At 71.6% G+C, this 16,864-nt stretch carries 3 protein-coding genes; 1 reads left to right on the top strand and 2 read right to left on the bottom strand.

Annotated features, from left to right (window positions below; translation table 11 throughout):
* Window positions 1-46 precede the first annotated feature (46 nt).
* Together VI238_RS12595 and VI238_RS12590 are read right to left on the bottom strand one after the other, a co-directional pair.
* Window positions 47-14,530 (bottom strand): DUF7507 domain-containing protein, encoded by a 14,484-nt coding sequence (locus VI238_RS12595; RefSeq protein WP_331651870.1) that lies wholly within the window; start codon window positions 14,528-14,530, stop codon window positions 47-49.
* 192 nt (window positions 14,531-14,722) lie between these two features.
* The gene (locus tag VI238_RS12590) at window positions 14,723-16,099 is read right to left on the bottom strand and encodes an amidase (RefSeq protein ID WP_331651868.1); all 1,377 of its coding nucleotides are present in this window, start codon (window positions 16,097-16,099) and stop codon (window positions 14,723-14,725) included.
* Window positions 16,100-16,230: 131 nt separating this feature from the next.
* Here VI238_RS12590 and VI238_RS12585 point away from each other — a divergent pair.
* Window positions 16,231-16,864 (top strand): NAD(P)/FAD-dependent oxidoreductase (locus VI238_RS12585; RefSeq protein ID WP_331651866.1); only part of this gene is annotated, 634 nt, incomplete at its 3' end.

Raw genomic sequence — 16,864 nt, 5'->3', positions numbered from 1 at the left:
CAACGCGCCGCCCTCGCCCTTGGGCAGGGCGGCGCATCGAGATCGATCAGCGGCGCCGGCGCCCCGCGGCCGAGCCCGCGAGCAGCAGCAATGCCGACATCATCAGCAGCATCCAGCGTGCGTCGACGGGCACGTTGGTCGGCGCGGCGGGGGCGCCGGTGACGACCGTCGTCGCGGTGCTCGCGTTGTTGTTCGGCGTCAGGTCGATCACGCTCGGCGAGGCGACCGAGGCGACGTTCCTGATGCTGCCGGCGAACGTCGCCTGCACGAAGTACGTCGCCGTGACGGTCGTACTCTCTCCGCTCCCGAGCGCGGGCAGCATGCATGGGAACCCGCCGCTGCACGGCGCGTCCGCGGACATGAACACGAGGCCGGCCGGCGTCGGGTCGGTCAGCACCGCATCGGACACCGCGTCCGGACCGTCGTTGGTCACGACGATCGAGTACGTGACTTCGCTGCCCGCGTCGGCCCGGGCCGGGCCGCTCTTGGCGATGCGCAGGTCCGCCGCGACGACCGGCGCGACGACGAGCGTGCTCGCGCTCGCGACGTTGTCCGTGCCGTCCGGATCGGGCGTGTCGGCGACGACGCCGGCGACGTTCACGACCGGGTTCGCACCCGCGTACGACGCGGGGACGAGGTAGGTGCTCGTGATCGCCGCGCTCGCGCCGCTCGCGAGCGAGCCGAGCACGCACGGATACGCGCTCGCGCACGCGCCGGCGTTGCCGACGAACACGAGGCCCGGCGGCGTGGCGTCGTCGACGACGACGTTCGCGGCCGCGTCGGGGCCGTTGTTCGTGACGACGACCGTGTACGCGATCGTATCGCCGGGCGCCACGCTCGCCGGACCGCTCTTCGCGATCGCGAGATCGGCGCTCGTGGCGACCACGACGAGCGGCGTGGTCACGCTGCTCGCGTTGTTGCCGAGGTCCGGGTCGGGCGTCGTGCTCGCGACCGACGCGCTGTTGGTGACCGCGCCGCTCGCGCCAGGCGCCACGGCGTACGTGACTGTCACGAACGTGCCCGCACCGCTCGCGAGCGAACCGAGGCTGCAGGGGAAACCGGCCGCGCACGGCGCGCTCGCGCTGACGAACGCGAGGTTCGCCGGCGTCGGATCGTCCAGTACGACATCGAGCGCAGTGTCCGGCCCGGCGTTCTGCACCTGGAGCGCATACGTGACGTTCGTACCCGGCGTCGCGGTCGCGGGACCGCTCTTGGCGAGCACGAGGTCGGCCGAGGTCGCCGCCGAAACGATCGGTGTGGTCACGCCGCTCGAGTTGTTCGCGCCATCGGGGTCCGGCGTGCTGCTGCCCACGGTCGCCGTGTTCGTCACCGAACCGGTGACGCCGCTGCCGACTGTGTAGGTCACGCTGACGATCGTGCTCGCCCCCGGCGCGAGATCGCCGAGCACGCACGGGAAACCGCCCGCGCACGGCAGGCTCGCGGACACGAACGCGAGGCCGGCCGGCGTCGGGTCGGAGATCTGCGTCGCCATCGCGACGTCCGGACCGTTGTTGGTCACGGTCAGCGTGTAGGTCACGCTGCCGCCCTCGACCGCATTCGCGGGCCCGGTCTTCACGATCGCGAGATCGGCGCTCGCCGAACTCACGTCGGTGACGACGGTGGAGCTGTTGTCGCCCGGATTCGGGTCATTGACGCCGGCCGGCGGAGCGACGATCGCGGTATTGCTGAGCGTAACCGGTCCGGTCGGCGCCGTGCCGTCGATGGTGACGAGCACGCTGCCTCCGCTCGGCAGGTTGCCGATCGTGCCGGTGACGGTATTGCCGACCACGCTCGGCTGGGTGCCGCACGCGGCCCCGCCCGCCTCACCGCCGCATGCGGCGACGATCGCGCCGATGCCGGCGGGTACGCTGTCGCTGTAGCTCGCTCCGTTGGCGGGGCTCGGGCCGTTGTTCGTGATCAGCAGCGTGTACGCGATCGCCCCGTCCGAGGCGACGGCGGCCGGGCCGGTCTTGACGATCGACAGGTCCGCATTGCCCGCGCCGACGCCCGTGCTCGCCGAACTCTGGTTGTTCGCGGTGTCGGGGTCGGGCTCGGTCGCGCTTGCGCTCGCGGTGTTCACGATCGGATTCGCGCCCGCGTAATCGGCCGGCACCGTGTAGGTCGTCGTGATCGTCGCGCTCGCGCCACTCGCGAGCGACGGCAGCGTGCACGGGTAGGTCGTCGCGCATGCGCCCGCGTTCGACACGAACGCGAGGCCCGCGGGCGTCGGGTCCACGACGACGACATTGCTCGCGTCGCTCGGGCCGTTGTTGGTCACGACGATGGTGTAGACGGCGTCGTCACCGGGGACGACCGTCGCCGGACCGCTCTTGGCGACCGCGAGATCGGCGAGCGGGTTGCCGTTCAGCGATGCGCTCGCGCTGTTGTTCGCGCCGTTCGGGTCGGGCTGGTCGGATGCGCTCACGCTCGCGGTGTTCGTCATCGGGCCGGCCGTCGCGACGTCGGCGACGATCGTCAAGATCGCGCTCGAGCCGGGTCCGGCGGCGGCCAGCGTGCCGACGGCCCAGGTGCCCGAGAGGTTGTCGTACGCGCCCTGCGACGGCGTCGCCGATATCGATACGAGGCCGGGCGGCAGCGCGTCGGAGACGGCGACGCCGGTCGCGTCGGACGGACCATTGTTGTGCACGGTGACCGTGAACGTGACGCTGTCGCCGACGTCCGGCGCCGCATCGTCGACGGTCTTGGTCACGCCGAGGTCGGCCTGCTGGCCGTTGATCGTCACGCCGGCCTGGTTGTTCGCGCCGACCGGATCGAACTGGTCCTCGTGCGTGATCGTCGCGGTATTGACGATCGAGCCGGGCGCCTCGACGGTCGCGCTGATCGCGAGCGTCGCGCTCGCGCCGTTCGCGAGTGCACCCACGCTCCAGACGCCGCCCGCGTACGTGCCCTGCGACGCCGTCGCCGAGACGAAGGTCGTGCCGGCCGGCAGGTTGTCGGTGATCTCGACGCCGGTCGCATCGTTCGGGCCGCCGTTGCTCGCGGTGATCGTGTAGATGATCGTCGCGCCGACGTTCGGCGTGGTGTCGTCCACCCCCTTCGCGACCGCGACATCCGCGCTCGCGCCCGCGTTGACCGATGCACCGGCCACGTTGTTGCTCGTGTCCGGGTCTGGCTGGTCGGATGCGCTCACCGCGACCGTGTTCGTCAACGCGCCGGGGATGTCGATGCTCGCGACGATCAGCAGGGTCTCGCTCGCGCCGTTCGCGAGCGCGCCGATCGTCCACTGGCCGGTCGCCGGCACGTACGTACCGACCGACGGCGTCGCCGAAACGAGGCTGAAGCCGAACGGCAGGCTGTCCGTGACCGCGACGCCGCTCGCGTCGTTCGGTCCGGCATTGCTCGCGGTGATCGTGAACGTGACGGTCTCGCCGACGTTCGGCGCCGTGTCGTCGACGGTCTTGGTCAGCGCGATGTCGGCGGCTGCGCCGATCGACGTGGTCACGCTCGCGCTGTTGTTCGCGGCATCCGGATCCGGCACGCCCACCGGTCCCGTCGCGGTCGCCGTGTTGGTGAACGACTGCGTGCCGAACGGCGCAGTGCCGCTGATCGTGATCGTGACCGAACCGCCGGCCGGCAGGACCGGCACGCTGCCGGAAACGTCGTTGCCGGCCAGCGTCGGTGGCGCGCACGAGGCGCCGCCGCTCGGCGAACCGCAGCTCGCGACGATCCCGGTGATCGCTGCCGGCACGCTGTCCGCGTAGGTCGCGCCGTCGGCCGCGCTCGGGCCCGCATTCGACACGACGAGCGTGTAGCTGATCGGTGCGCCCGACGCGATCGTCGATGGCCCGGTCTTCACGATCGCGACGTCCGCTGCAGCGTCGACCGCGGTGGTCACGCTCGAGCTGTTGTTGCCCGGCGCGGGATCGGCGATGCCCGCGGGCGGCTGCGCGCTCGCGGTGTTGCTCAGCGAACCCGGATCGGCGGGCGCGGTGCCGCTGATCGAGAACGTCACGCTCGCGCCGCTCGGCAACGTCGTGATCGTGCTCGTCACGGTGTTGCCCGCGACGTTGACCGCGCCGCACACGGCGCCGCCGGTCGGCGTGCCGCAGCTCGCGGTGACGCCCGTGATGCCGGACGGAACCGCGTCGTTGAACGTGGCCGCGTTCGCATCGCTCGGGCCGTGGTTCGTGACGACGACTCCGTAGGCGATCGCGGCACCCGCGGTCACGTTCGCCGGACCCGTCTTGTGCGCTTCGATGTCGGCGCTGCCGGACAAGGTGTCGCCGTCGGTCGCGCTGTTGTTGCCCGGCGTCGGATCGGTCGTGCCCGCGGGCGCGGCGATCGTCGCCGTGTTCGCGAGCGTGCCCGTCGCGCTCGCGCTGACCGTGCCGGTGACCGTGAAGGTCGCATTGCCGCCGACCGGCAGGTCGACCGTCGCCGCGATGTTGCCGCTGCCGCTCGCCGGACAGGTCGCACCCCCGATGCCGATGCAGGTCCACGTCGCGCCCGTGATCGTCGCCGGGATCGTGTCGGCGACGGTCGCGCCGGCGACCGCGCTCGGACCTGCGTTGCTCGCGACGATCGTGTAGGTGATCGTGCCGCCCGGGGTCGCGCTCGCGCTGCCGTCGGTCTTGGTGATCGACAGGTCCGCGCTCGGGCTCAGCGTGTCGGTGTCGGTCGCGCTGTTGTTGCCCGGCGTCGGATCGGTCGTGCCCGCGGGCGCGGCGATCGTCGCGGTGTTGCTCAATGTGCCCGTCGCCGTCGCGCTGAGCGTGCCGGTCACGGTGAACGTCGCGTTGCCGCCGACCGGGATGTTCACCGTCGCATTGATGTTGCCGCTGCCCGTCGCTGGACACGTCGCGCCGCCCGTGCCGGCGCAGGCCCAGGTCGCACCCGTGATGCTCGCCGGGATCGCGTCGACGACGGTCGCGCCCGCGACCGCACTCGGACCAGCGTTGCTCGCGACGATCGTGTAAGTGATCGTGCCGCCCGGGGTCGCACTCGCGCTGCCGTCGGTCTTGCTGACCATGAGGTCGGCCTGCGGACTCAGCGCGTCGGCATCGGTCGCGCTGTTGTCGCCCGGGTTCGGATCGGTCGTACCCGCCGGTGCCGCGATCGTCGCGGTGTTGGCGAGCGTGCCGGTCGCGGTCGCACTGATCGTGCCCGAGACGGTGAACGTCACGCTGCCGCCGACCGGGAGGTTCACGGTCGCGGCGATGTCGCCGCTGCCGCTCGCGGGACACGTGCCGCCGGCCGCGCCGACGCAGGTCCAGGTCGCACCCGTGATGGCTGCGGGAATCGCGTCGGCGACGGTCGCGCCCGTCGCGTTGCTCGGACCCGCGTTGCTCGCGACGACCGTATAGGTGATCGGCGAACCCGGCGTCGCGTTCGCAGCCCCGTCTGTCTTCGTGATCGAGAGGTTCGCGCTCGCGGCCAGCGTGTCGCTGTCGGTCGCGCTGTTGTTGCCGCCATTCGGATCGCTCGTGCCAGCCGGCGGTGTCACCGTGGCCGTGTTGACGAGCGTGCCGCTCGCTGCGGCGCTGACCGTGCCCGTCACGGTGAACGTCACGCTCGCGCTCGCGGGAATCGTCGCGGTGGCATTGATGTCGCCGCTGCCGCTCGCAGGGCAGGTCGCGCCACCGGTGCCGACGCAGGTCCAGGTCGCGCCGAGGATCGCCGCCGGCAACGTATCCGCGACGATCGCGTTCGTCGCCGTGCTCGGACCCGCGTTGCTCGCGACGATCGTGTAGGTGATCGGAGAGCCCGGCGTCGCGCTCGCGGCGCCGTCGGTCTTGGTGATCGCGAGGTCCACGCTCGGCGTGAGGTTGTCCGTGTCGGTCGAGGTGTCGTCGTTCGGATCCGGATCGGTCGTGCCGACGGGCGGCGCGATCGTCGCCGTGTTGGCGAGCGTGCCGGTCGCGGCCGGCAAGATCGTGCCGGTGACCGTGAACGTGGCGCTCGTGCCGGCCGGGAGGTCGACGGTCGTGTTGATGCTGCCGCTGCCGCTCGGGATCGTGCACGCCGCGGTACCGCTCGCGACGCAGGTCCAGGTCGCGCCGGTGATGCTCGCCGGGATCGCGTCGGTGACGGCCACGCCGTTCGCATCGCTCGGCCCCGCGTTGCTCGCGACGATCGTGTAGGTGATCGGCCCGCCCGGCGTGGCCGTGCCGCTGCCATCGGTCTTGCTGATCGCGAGGTTCGCGCTCGCATTCAGCGCGTCGGTGTCGGTCGCGCTGTTGTTGCCGTTGTCGGGATCGGTCGTGCCCGAAGGCGGTGCGACCGTCGCGGTGTTGGCGAGCGTGCCCGTCGCATTCGATGCGATCGTGCCGGTCACGATGAACGTGACGCTGCCCCCGGCCGGAATGTCGGCGAGCGTGTTGATGTCGCCGACGCCGGACGTCGACGTGCACGACGCGCCGCCGGTACCGACGCAGGTCCAGCTCGCGCCGGCGATGTCCGCCGGCAACGTGTCGACGATCGAGGCGCCGGTAACCGGGCTCGGGCCCGCATTGCCCGCGACGATCGTGTAGGTGATCGCCGCGCCCGGCGTCGCGCTCGTGCTGCCGTCGGTCTTGGAGATCGACAGGTCCGCGCTCGCGATCGGCGTGACGACGACGCTCGCGCTGTTGTTGGCCGGGTTCGGATCGGTCTGGTCGATCGCGCTGAGGCTCGCCGTGTTGGTGAAGCCGCTGTCGGTATCGACGTCGGCGACGACGGTCAGCGTCGCGGTCGCGCCTGCACCGCTCGCGGCGAGACCGCCGATCGTCCAGGTGCCGGTGAGGTTGTCGTACGTGCCCGCGCTCGGCGTCGCCGAGACGAACGAGACGCCGGCCGGCAGCAGGTCGCTGATCACCACGCCGGTCGCCGCGCTCGGCCCGTTGTTGGTCGCGGTGATCGTGAACGTGACCGTGTCGCCGCGCACCGGGTTCGCGTCGTCGACGCCCTTGAGCACCTGGATGTCGGCCGACTGGCCATTGAGGGTAACGCCACCGGTGTTGTTCGTCGTGTTCGGATCGTGCTCGTCCGCATCGACCGTCGCCGTGTTCGTGATGTCGCCCGGCAAGGTCACCGTCGCGATGATCTGCAAGGCCACGCTGTCGCCCGCGGCGACGCTGCCGATCGTCCAGAGGCCGACGTTGTCGTCGTATACGCCTTGCGACGGCGTCGCCGAGACGAACACGAGGCCGGCCGGCAACAGGTCGTCGACGCTCACGTTGGTGGCGTCGTTCGGACCCGCGTTCACCACCGTGATCGCGTAGGTCACGTTGGTGCCGAGGTTCGGCGTCGGATCGTCGACCGTCTTGCTCACCTGCAGGTCGGCCGACGGTTGCGCATTGATCGAGGCCGAACCCGCGTTGTTGCCCGCGTTCGGATCGAACTGGTCGCCGGCGCTCTTCGTCGCCGTATTCGTGATCGCCCCCGGCGTGAGCACGGTCGCGACGATGTCGAGCGTCACGCTCGCGCCGTTGCCGATCGCGCCGATCGTCCACAGACCGGTGTTGTTGTCGTAGACGCCCTGCGACGGCGTCGCGGAGACGAATACGAGCCCGCTCGGCAGCGCGTCGTTGACCGCGACGCCAGTCGCCGCGTTCGGACCGGCGTTGGTCGCGGTGATCGTGAACGTGACCGTATCGCCGACGTTGGGCGTCGGGTTGTCGACGCTCTTCGCGACCGCGATGTCCGCGCTCGCATTCACCGGCACCGTCGTCGTGCCCGTGCAGCGCGGCTGCGCCGGACAGGTCGGGTCGCCGCCACCGCTCGCGGTCGCGCTGTTGTTGCCGTTCGCCGCGCCGGCGCCGACGCTCACGTCGAGCGTGAGCGTGGTGCTGCCACCGGCGGCGATCGTGCCCGTATACGTGCAGGCCAGGGTGCTCGTGCCGCTGCAACTCCAGTTCGTACCGCTCGCGCTCGCGAGCGTGATGCCTGCGGGGAGCGTGTCGGCGATCGTGATGTTGCCCGCGGTCGGGCCCGCGCCGCCGTTCGACACGGTGATGGTGTAGCTCGCCGGCTGGCCGACGATGAACGGCGTCGGCGTCGCCGCCTTCGTGACGGTGAGCTGCGGCTGCAGCAGGTTCGTCGTTGCCGAACCGGTGTTGTTGCCGGTCGACGGATCGGTCGTGCCCGCGGGCGGATTCGCCGTCGCGCTGTTCGTGACCGACGCGCCGCTCGTCGGCGCTAGGCCGTTGATCGTGAAGGTGACGCTCGCGCCGCTCGGCAGGGTCGTGATCGTGCTCGTCACGCTGTTGCCGGCGAGGTTGACCGCGCCGCACACGGCGCCGCCGGTCGGCGTGTTGCAGTTCGCGCTCACGCCGGTGATCGTCGCGGGCACCGCGTCGCTGAAGGTCGCGCCGTTCGCGTTGCTCGGGCCGAGGTTGCTCACTACCACCGAGTAGCTGAGCGCGCCGCCGTAGCCGACCGTAGCCGGGCCCGTCTTCACCGTGCGGATGTCCGCGGACGGCGCCAGCGTGTCGCTGTCGGTCGCGCTGTTGTTGCCCGGCGTCGGATCGGTCGTGCCCGCGGGCGCGGTGATCGTCGCGGTGTTGGCGAGCGTGCCGGTCGCACTCGCGCTGATCGTGCCGCTGACCGTGAATGTCGCGGTGCCGCCCGAAGGCAGCGTCACGCTCGCATTGATGGTGCCGTTGCCGTTCGCAGGACCGCTCGCGCCGCCCGCGTAGACCGCGGTCCACGTCGCGCCCGTGATGTTCGCCGGGATCGCGTCGGTCACGGTCGCGCCCGTCGCCGTGCTCGGGCCCGCATTGCTCGCGACGATCGTGTACGTGATCGACGCGCCCGGCGTCGCGTTCGCCGAGCCGTCCGTCTTCGTGATCGCGAGATCGGCGGACGGATCGAGGGTGTCGGTGTCGGTCGCGCTGTTGTTGCCCGGCGTCGGATCGGTCACGCCCGCGGGCGCGGCGATCGTCGCAGTGTTCGCGAGCGTGCCGGTCGCGGTCGCGCTGATCGTGCCGCTCACGGTGAACGTCGCCGTGCCGCCGACGGGAATGTCGACGCTCGCATTGATGTTGCCGCTGCCGCTCGCGGGGCCGCTCGCGCCGCCCGCGTACGCGGCCGTCCACGTCGCACCGGTGATCGTCGCCGGAATCGCGTCGGCGACCGTTGCACCGGTGACGTTGCCCGGCCCCGCGTTGGTCGCGACGATCGTGTAGGTGATCGGCGAACCCGGCGTCGCGCTCGTCGCGCCGTCGGTCTTGCCGATGCCGAGGTTCGCGAGCGGGCTCGCGCTGTCGCTGTCGGTATCGCTGTTGTTGCCCGGCGTCGGATCGGTGGTGCCCGCCGCCGGCGCGATCGTCGCAGTGTTGGCGAGCGTGCCCGTCGCGCTCGCGCTGACCGTGCCGCTCAGCGTGAACGTGGCCGAGCCGCCGACCGGAAGATCGAGGCTCGCATTGATGTTGCCGGCCCCGCTCGCGGGCCCGCTGGCGCCGCCCGCATACGCGACGGTCCAGGTCGCGCCCGCGATGCTCGCGGGAATCGCGTCGGCCACGGTTGCGCCGGTGGCGACGCTCGGCCCGGCGTTGGACGCGACGATCGTGTACGCGATCGCGGCGCCCGGCGTGTAGGTCGCGCTGCCGTCGGTCTTCGAGATCGAGAGGTTCGCGCTGGGCGTGAGCATGTCGCTGTCGGTCGCGCTGTTGTTGGCGGGGACCGGATCATTCGCGTTGGCGGGCACCGCGATCGTCGCCGAGTTGGCGAGCGTGCCGGTCGCGGTCGCGGCGATCGTGCCACTCAGCGTGAAGGTCGCGCTGCCGCCGACGGGCAGGTTCACGCTGGCGTTGATGTTGCCGCTGCCGTTCGCGGGGCCGCTCGCGCCGCCGGCGTAGACGGCGGTCCAGCTTGCACCCGCGATGCCTGCGGGGATCGTGTCGGTCACGCTGGCACCGGTGACCGCGCTCGGGCCCGCGTTGGCCGCGACGATCGTGTAGGCGATCGGAGTCCCCGGCGTCGCGCTCGTCGCGCCGTCGGTCTTGGTGATCGACAGGTCCGCGAGCGTCGCCGTATTCGCGAGCGTGCACGCGACGTCGTCGCCGGCCTGCACCGTGATCGGGAAGCTCGTGCCCGCGCCGTTCGGCAGCACCGTCGACGAACCGGACGCCGCATTCGTGCAGCTGATCGCACTCGTGTACTTCGCGAGCGTGCTCGCGCTGCCGGTCGCCATCGCTTCCGACAGCGTGTAGTTGCCCGGAGCCCCGGCGAGCACGAGCGCCGGCGACGTCACGGTCGAACCGGTGCCCGTGGTCGTTCCGCTCGCGCTCGTGGCGCCCGCGATCGACAACGCGAACTGGTCGCTCGCATCGGCGCGGCCGCCCGGCAACGCCTTCTGCAAGGTGATGCGCGGCTGCTTCGTGTTCGTGAACGTGCAGGCGATCGCCGCGCCGGGGACGATCGCGGCGGCGCTCAGGGTGACGCGGCTGTTCGCGAGATCGATGCCGGCGCTGCCCGCGCCGAGGCCCGAGCACGAGATCTGCGTGAGCGCGAAGCCCGCCGGCGGCGCCGACTCGGTGATCGTCGTCGCGACGTTCACCGCGGTCAGCGTGCGCGTGAGGCCGGCGACCGGCGTGCCGGCCGCGAGCGTCGAGATCGAGTCGCCGGCGTAGCCGTTGTCGCCGGTGAACGCGAACGTGCCGGTACCGCCGAGCGAGACCTTCGTGACTTGCACGGTCGGACGGGCGAGGATGTTCGTGACCACGCTCGAGGCGTTGTCGGCCGCATTCGTGTCGTTGATGCCGGGCGGGACCACGACCTGCGCGGTGTTCGTCACGCTGCCGTTGGTCGATGCGGTGCCCTGCACGACGAGCGTGCAGCTCGCGCCCGACGGCAGCGACGCGATCGTGCCGGAGAGCATGTTGCCGACGAGCGCGAACGCGCCCGTCGTGCAGCCGGTCGCGCCGCCCGCGGCGGTCGCCGAGACGATCGACGGCGACGTGAAGTTCGCCGGGATCGCATCGCCGACGCCTGCATTCGCGACCGTCGCCGGGCCGGCATTGGCCGCGACGAGCCGGAACTGCACGATCGACCCGTTCGCGACCGTGAGGGGTCCGGCGCCGAACGCACCCACGGTACCGAGGCGCTCGGCCTTGGCGATCGAAAGGTTCGCGTTGAGCGGCACCGGATCGACCGCGCAGCCGATCAGCGGCGCGCCGTTGCCGACGCAGGTCGCCGCGGTCGTCGCAGTCGGCAGGGTTGCGTTCTGCGGGTCGGCCCCGGTCGTGCCGACCTGGGCGGAGTTGAAGAGGTTGTTGCTCGCACCGGCCGCGACCGTCGCCGCGAACGAGATCGTGCCCGTCGCGCCCGCCGCGATCGCCGCGGTGTTGTTGCACGTGATCGCCTGAGGCGGGCCCGCGGCGACCGTGCAGTCGAACCCGCCCGACGTGAACGGCGAGGCGCCCGAGTAGACGAGGCTCGCGGGCAGCACGTCGACCACGCGTACCGAGTTCGCGCCGCCGGTCGCGATGCCGCCGCTGTTGCCGACGACGAGCGAGAACGTGATCGCATCGCCCGGCGCGTGCGCCTGCGGATCGGCGTGGGACTTCGCCAGCCGCACCTGCGCCGCGCTCTGCGCCGTGTCGAGATCGACCGCGCACCCGAGCGGGTTGTTGTCGTTCGTGCACGCGGTCGCATCGGCGCTCGACGGCGACGCGACCAGCTCGGGATCGCCGCCGCCGCCGATGCGGGCGCGGTTGAGGTACTGGGTGCCGCCGGTCGCCGCGCCGACGTTCGCGACGAGCGAGAACACGCTGCTCGCCCCGGGCGCGAGCACCGTCGTCGAGGTACAGGTCACGTCGGTCGCGCTCACGCGCGTGCACGACCACGCCGCCGCATTCGCACCGCCGATAATCAGCGTCGTCGGCCAGTTCATCGGCGACGGCAGCACGTCGCGGAACGCGATCGTGCCGCTCGACGCGATGTCGCCACTGTTGGTCACCGTGAACGCATAGGTGGTCTGGCCGTTGATCGGCATGAACGGCTGGCCGTCGCTCTTGCCGAGGACGAGATTCACGTGGCGCACCGTATCGACGTCGGACGCGCAGCCGGTGAGCGCGTCGGCGTAGACGGTCGCCGGCGGCGCCGGCGCGGGGCACGCGGTCGTGGTCGCGACGGTCGGCAAGGTCGCCTTGCCGGGATCGCCGCCGCCGCCCGCGCGCGCACGGTTGGTCAGCGACGTGGGCGCCGCGGCCGCGATCGACACCGGAATCGAGATCGTCGTGCTCGTGCCCGCGGCGAGCGCGGCCGCGCGGTCGCACGAGACGCTCAGCGAGCCGGCGGTCCAGGTGCAGCTGAAGCCGCCCGACGCGAACGGCGTCGCACCGGTGTACGTCATGCCGGTCGGCAGCACGTCGACGATGCGCATCGTGCCGCTCGTCGCGAGCGCGCCCGCGTTCGTCACGACGAGCGAGTACGTCGTCGTGCCGCCCGCCGCGACGTCGACGACGCCGTCGCTCTTGCCCAACGTCAACAGCGGCGCCTGGATCGTGTCGACGTCCGTCGCGCAACCGGCCGGGTTGTCCTGCGCGGTGCACGCCGACGCCGTCGATCCGGTCGGTGCGGGCTTGTTCGGATCGCCCCCGCCGCCGACGCGCGCAAGGTTCGTCACCGACGTGCCGTTGCTGCCGACGACGCTGGCCGCGAATGCGAACGTGCTCGTCGCCGCCGTGCCGATCGTCGCGCCCGACGTGCAGGTCACGACGTTCGACGCCGCGTTGCACGACCAGTCCGCCGCCTGCGGTCCACCCAGCGGCACGGCGCCGTTCGCGATCGAGAGCGACGCGGGGAGCACGTCGACGACCGTGATCGTGCCCGACGTGATGCTGTTGCCGATGTTCGAAACCGTGAGTGCGTACGTCGTCGTGCCGCCGCCCGTCAGCGTGCTCGTGCCGTCGCTCTTCGCGAGGCGCAGGTCCGGGGAGCAGACCGCGCCGGGCAGGATGCCCGGCGTGTTCGGGGTCTGGAACGTCGCCAGGCCGCCTTCGTAGCCGCTCGACGAATAGGTGTCGTCGACGCCGTTGGTCGTGCGACCGGGACGGCCGCCATTGACGGTGCCGCTGAGCACGAACGACGACGGCGCGAACGTGATGAAGCCGCCGCCGCCGCCGCCGCCGGGACCGTGGCGATCGGCGACCGGCGTACCGGATACGTGGCCGGCCCACGCGTTGCCGCCGTCGCCGCCGCTCGCGTCGACGCTCGCGCTGCCGCCATCGATCGAATAGATGACGACCGCGCCACCGCCGCCGCCACCGCCGCCCGCATCGTTGGCGACGTTGTAGCCGTTCGCGCCGCGCGCATCGATGACGCCGCTGCCGCCGACGCTGCGCGCGCGCACGATGACGATGCCGCCGCCCGCGGCGCCGGACGAGCACATCGCGGCGACGCCGGTGCAGGAGACACCCTGGTTCTCGTAGGTTCCGGCGTCGACCGTCGCATCGTTGCTGCCGCCCGAACCACCGCCGCCACCTGGGAACAGGCGATTGAACGCGAGCACGCCCGCATAGCCCGCGCCGCCGCGGCCGTCGCTGTCGACGAGCGGCGCGTTCCACGGCCGGCCGCCGAGGCCGCCCGGCGCGTAACCACCGCCACCGCCGCCGCCCGCGTTCTCGTTGTTGCCGCCACCGGTCGCGTTGCCGTCGGTGCCGCCACCGCCCGCGTTGGCGGGCGCGCCGCGCGCGTGCGAACCGTTCGGATAGCCCTCGCCGTTGTCGAGCAGCGCGAGGTCGGTCGCGCCCGCGACGAGGTTGGTCGACTGCGCGCCGAACCCGTTGCCCTTGATCGCCATGTAGCGCGGCGTGCCCGCGATGCCTTCGCCCTTGCCGCCGTGCGCGCCGGTCGCGACGGCGACCCAGTCGGTGTTCGGTCCGTTCGCGCCGCTCTGGCGTCCCGCGGCGCCGCGGAAACCCTTGCCCGCGACGAAGATCGAGCGCCCCGCCTGGCCTTCGACCGATGCGCTGCCGAGGGTCAGCGCGCCTTGCACGTCGATCGCGACGACCGCGCCGGTCTCGCCCGTCGCGCCGGTGCCGAGGCCCCATGCCGGCGCCGTCACGCCCGCGGCGGTCGCGGCGAGGTACTGCGGGACCACGATCACCTGGTAACGCTTCTGGCCGGCCGAACCGGTCGCCGCCGCCTGCGTGTAACTATTGGTCAACGGCGGCGAAAACGTGACGTTCGCACCCGCGCCGGGACCGGTCGTCGCGGTCACCGTCACGAATTCGTGCAGCCCCGCGCTGCCGACGGCGAGCGTGCCCTGGCCCGAGCCGCTGCCGTCGCCGTAGAGGCTCGAGTTGCTCGAATTGATCGAGCCGTCCTGCATCTGGATCACGAGCAGCAACGTGCCGACCGCGACCGCGGAACTCGCGCCGCGCGTGTCGCGCGTTCCGAGCGTCAGCGTCGTCGCGTTCGCGGCGAGGTTGCCGTTGCCCTGGAAATACGTGTTGACGATGCCCGAGACCGTCCCGCTGCCCGACGATCCCGGTGCGGAGCAGACGGCTTGCGCATGCACGCCGGCGGAGACGGTGGCAAGAAGCGTGCAAAGCAGCAGCGCACCGCGGCGCAGTATCGTCAGCATGTTTAGATCCCCTGAGTCCCTGACCACAGGCCCGCTGTAATTGCAGGCATGATGCGCAAGTATGCAGAATGTGCGCCAAGTCACAGAACAGGGAAAATCCCTCGCGCCGGGATCCGGCACGTTCTTGGACGCAAGGGATTGGTTCTAAAAGGAATTAAGGCTTGTGGAAGATTGCAACGGACGCGGCCGGCGTCAGGGCGTCGCGGTCGGGAGGATCGCCGCACACGCGCCCGCGAGCTCGAGCAGGCGCAGGTCGGCGCCGGGGCGGCCGACCAGCTGCAGGCCGATCGGCATGCCGTCGGGGAGGGTCCCCATCGGCAGGCTCACCGCGGGGCAGCCGGCGAGGCTCGCGAATGCGGTGAGGTCGGCATCGTTCGCACGCTCGCCCTCGGCCAGAGGATACGGGCCGTGCGAGACGGTCGGCAGCACGAGCACGTCGATGTCCTCGAACACGCGGCGTGCCTTGAGCACGGTCGCGTCGAGCGCGCGATCGGCGGCCGCGTAGTCGACCGCGGACTTGCGCCGCGCGTACTCCAGCATGCCGGCGAGGCGCGGCGACAGCGGATGCGCGGAGTCGACGAGATCCTCGGCGAACTCCACGCCGAGCTCGCTCTCCATCACGAGCAGCGCGGCGCGACGCGTGCGGGCGAGGTCGTGGTCGCTGAAATCGATCTCGATGCGGCGGCCGAACGCGTCGCCGATGCGCGCGACCGCGGCGTCGAACACCGCGCGCACGTCGGGCGAAACGCCGAGCGCGCCGAGATCGCGCGCGAACGCGCTGCGCAGGTTGCCGGGCTCCCAGTCGGGCGTCGCGAGCGGCACGCGCCGGCGGCGCGAACGCGGGTCGGCCGGGTCGTGCGCGCCGAGCACCTGCACGACGATCGCGAGGTCCTCGACCGCGCGCGCGAGGATGCCGATGCAATCGAGCCGGCGCGCCGCGCGCACCATGCCGCGGGTCGAGATCTCCGCGTGGGTCGGCTTGAGCGCGAACACGCCGCAATGGCTCGCCGGGATACGCACCGAGCCGAGCGTGTCGCTGCCGATCGCGAAACTGCACAGGCCGGCCGCGACCGCGGCTGCCGAACCGCCCGAGGAACCGCCCGCGGTGTAGCCCGCGCGCCACGGATTCTGCACCGCGCCGAAGTGCGGGTTCGCCGAAAACGTGCCGAGCGCGCCTTCGTCGAGGTTGGTCTTGCCGAGGATCACCGCGCCCGCCGCGCGCAGGCGCGCGACCACGCTCGCGTCGGCCGTCGCGATCTGCGCGCGACGCGTCGGCAGCCCCGCGCTGGTCGGCAGGCCGGAGACGTCGATGTTGTCCTTGATCGCGACCGCGAGGCCGTCGAGCCGACCGATCGTACCGCCGCTGCGACGGCGCGCGTCGCTCGCCGCGGCCTGCTCCTCGACGCGCGGGTCGAGCGCGAGGTACGCGTTGAGGCGTGGATTGTCGCGTGCGATCGCCGCTGCGTACGCGCGGGCCAGATGCGCGGCGTCGATGCGACCGCTGGCGAGCCAGTGCAATTGCTGGAACGCGGCGGCGCCACGCAGGTTCGAATCGGTGATCGCATCCATCATCGGCATCGCGTGCAGGGTCGGAGCCCGATTATGCCCGCGCCCCACGCGCGTCGCGCAACACGCGTTTGCCGCGCTCGTGCCGAACCCCGACAATAGCGCGCATCCCGCCAGCGCTTCGGAGCCCGTCAATGAGCGAACGCGACATCATGGAGTACGACGTCGTCACGGTCGGGGCCGGGCCGGCCGGGCTCGCGTTCGCGATCCGCCTCAAGCAGATCGATCCGCACATCCGCGTCTGCGTGATCGAGAAGGCCTCCACGGTCGGCGCGCAGATCCTGTCCGGCGCGGTGATCGAGCCGGAACCGCTCAACGAACTGTTGCCCGAATGGGGCAAGAATCCGCCCCCGGTCTGCGTGCCCGTCGTCAAGGACGAATTCTGGTTCCTGCACGACGCCGTGCGCGCGACGAAGTCGCCGATGACGCCGCCGCAGATGCACAACCACGGCAACTTCATCGTCTCGCTCGGCGCGCTGTGCGCGTGGCTCGCGCCGCAGGCGGAAGCGCTCGGCGTCGAGATCTATCCGGGCTTCGCCGCGTCCGAGGCGCTGTTCGACGAACGCGGCGCGGTCTGCGGCGTGCGCATCGGCGACAGGGGCGTCGCGCGCGACGGCAGCCACAAGCCCGGCTACACGCAGGGCATCGACATCAAGGCGCCGATCACGGTACTCGCCGAAGGCTGTCGCGGGCATTTGGCCAAGCAGCTGATCGCGAAATTCAGCCTCGACGAGCATTCTGATCCGCAAACCTACGGCATCGGCATCA

It is taken from the genome of Dokdonella sp., assembly GCF_036518555.1.
Classification (GTDB): Bacteria; Pseudomonadota; Gammaproteobacteria; order Xanthomonadales; family Rhodanobacteraceae; genus Dokdonella_A.
The sequence above is the reverse complement of the archived record's forward strand: the minus strand, read 5'-3'. Positions and strand labels throughout refer to the sequence as shown.

Bases quoted from the DNA above. Each gene is read 5' to 3' on its own strand.
- VI238_RS12595 (WP_331651870.1), bottom strand. From the start codon at position 14,530: ATGCTGACGATACTGCGCCGCGGTGCGCTGCTGCTTTGCACGCTTCTT.
- VI238_RS12590 (WP_331651868.1), bottom strand. From the start codon at position 16,099: ATGGATGCGATCACCGATTCGAACCTGCGTGGCGCCGCCGCGTTCCAG.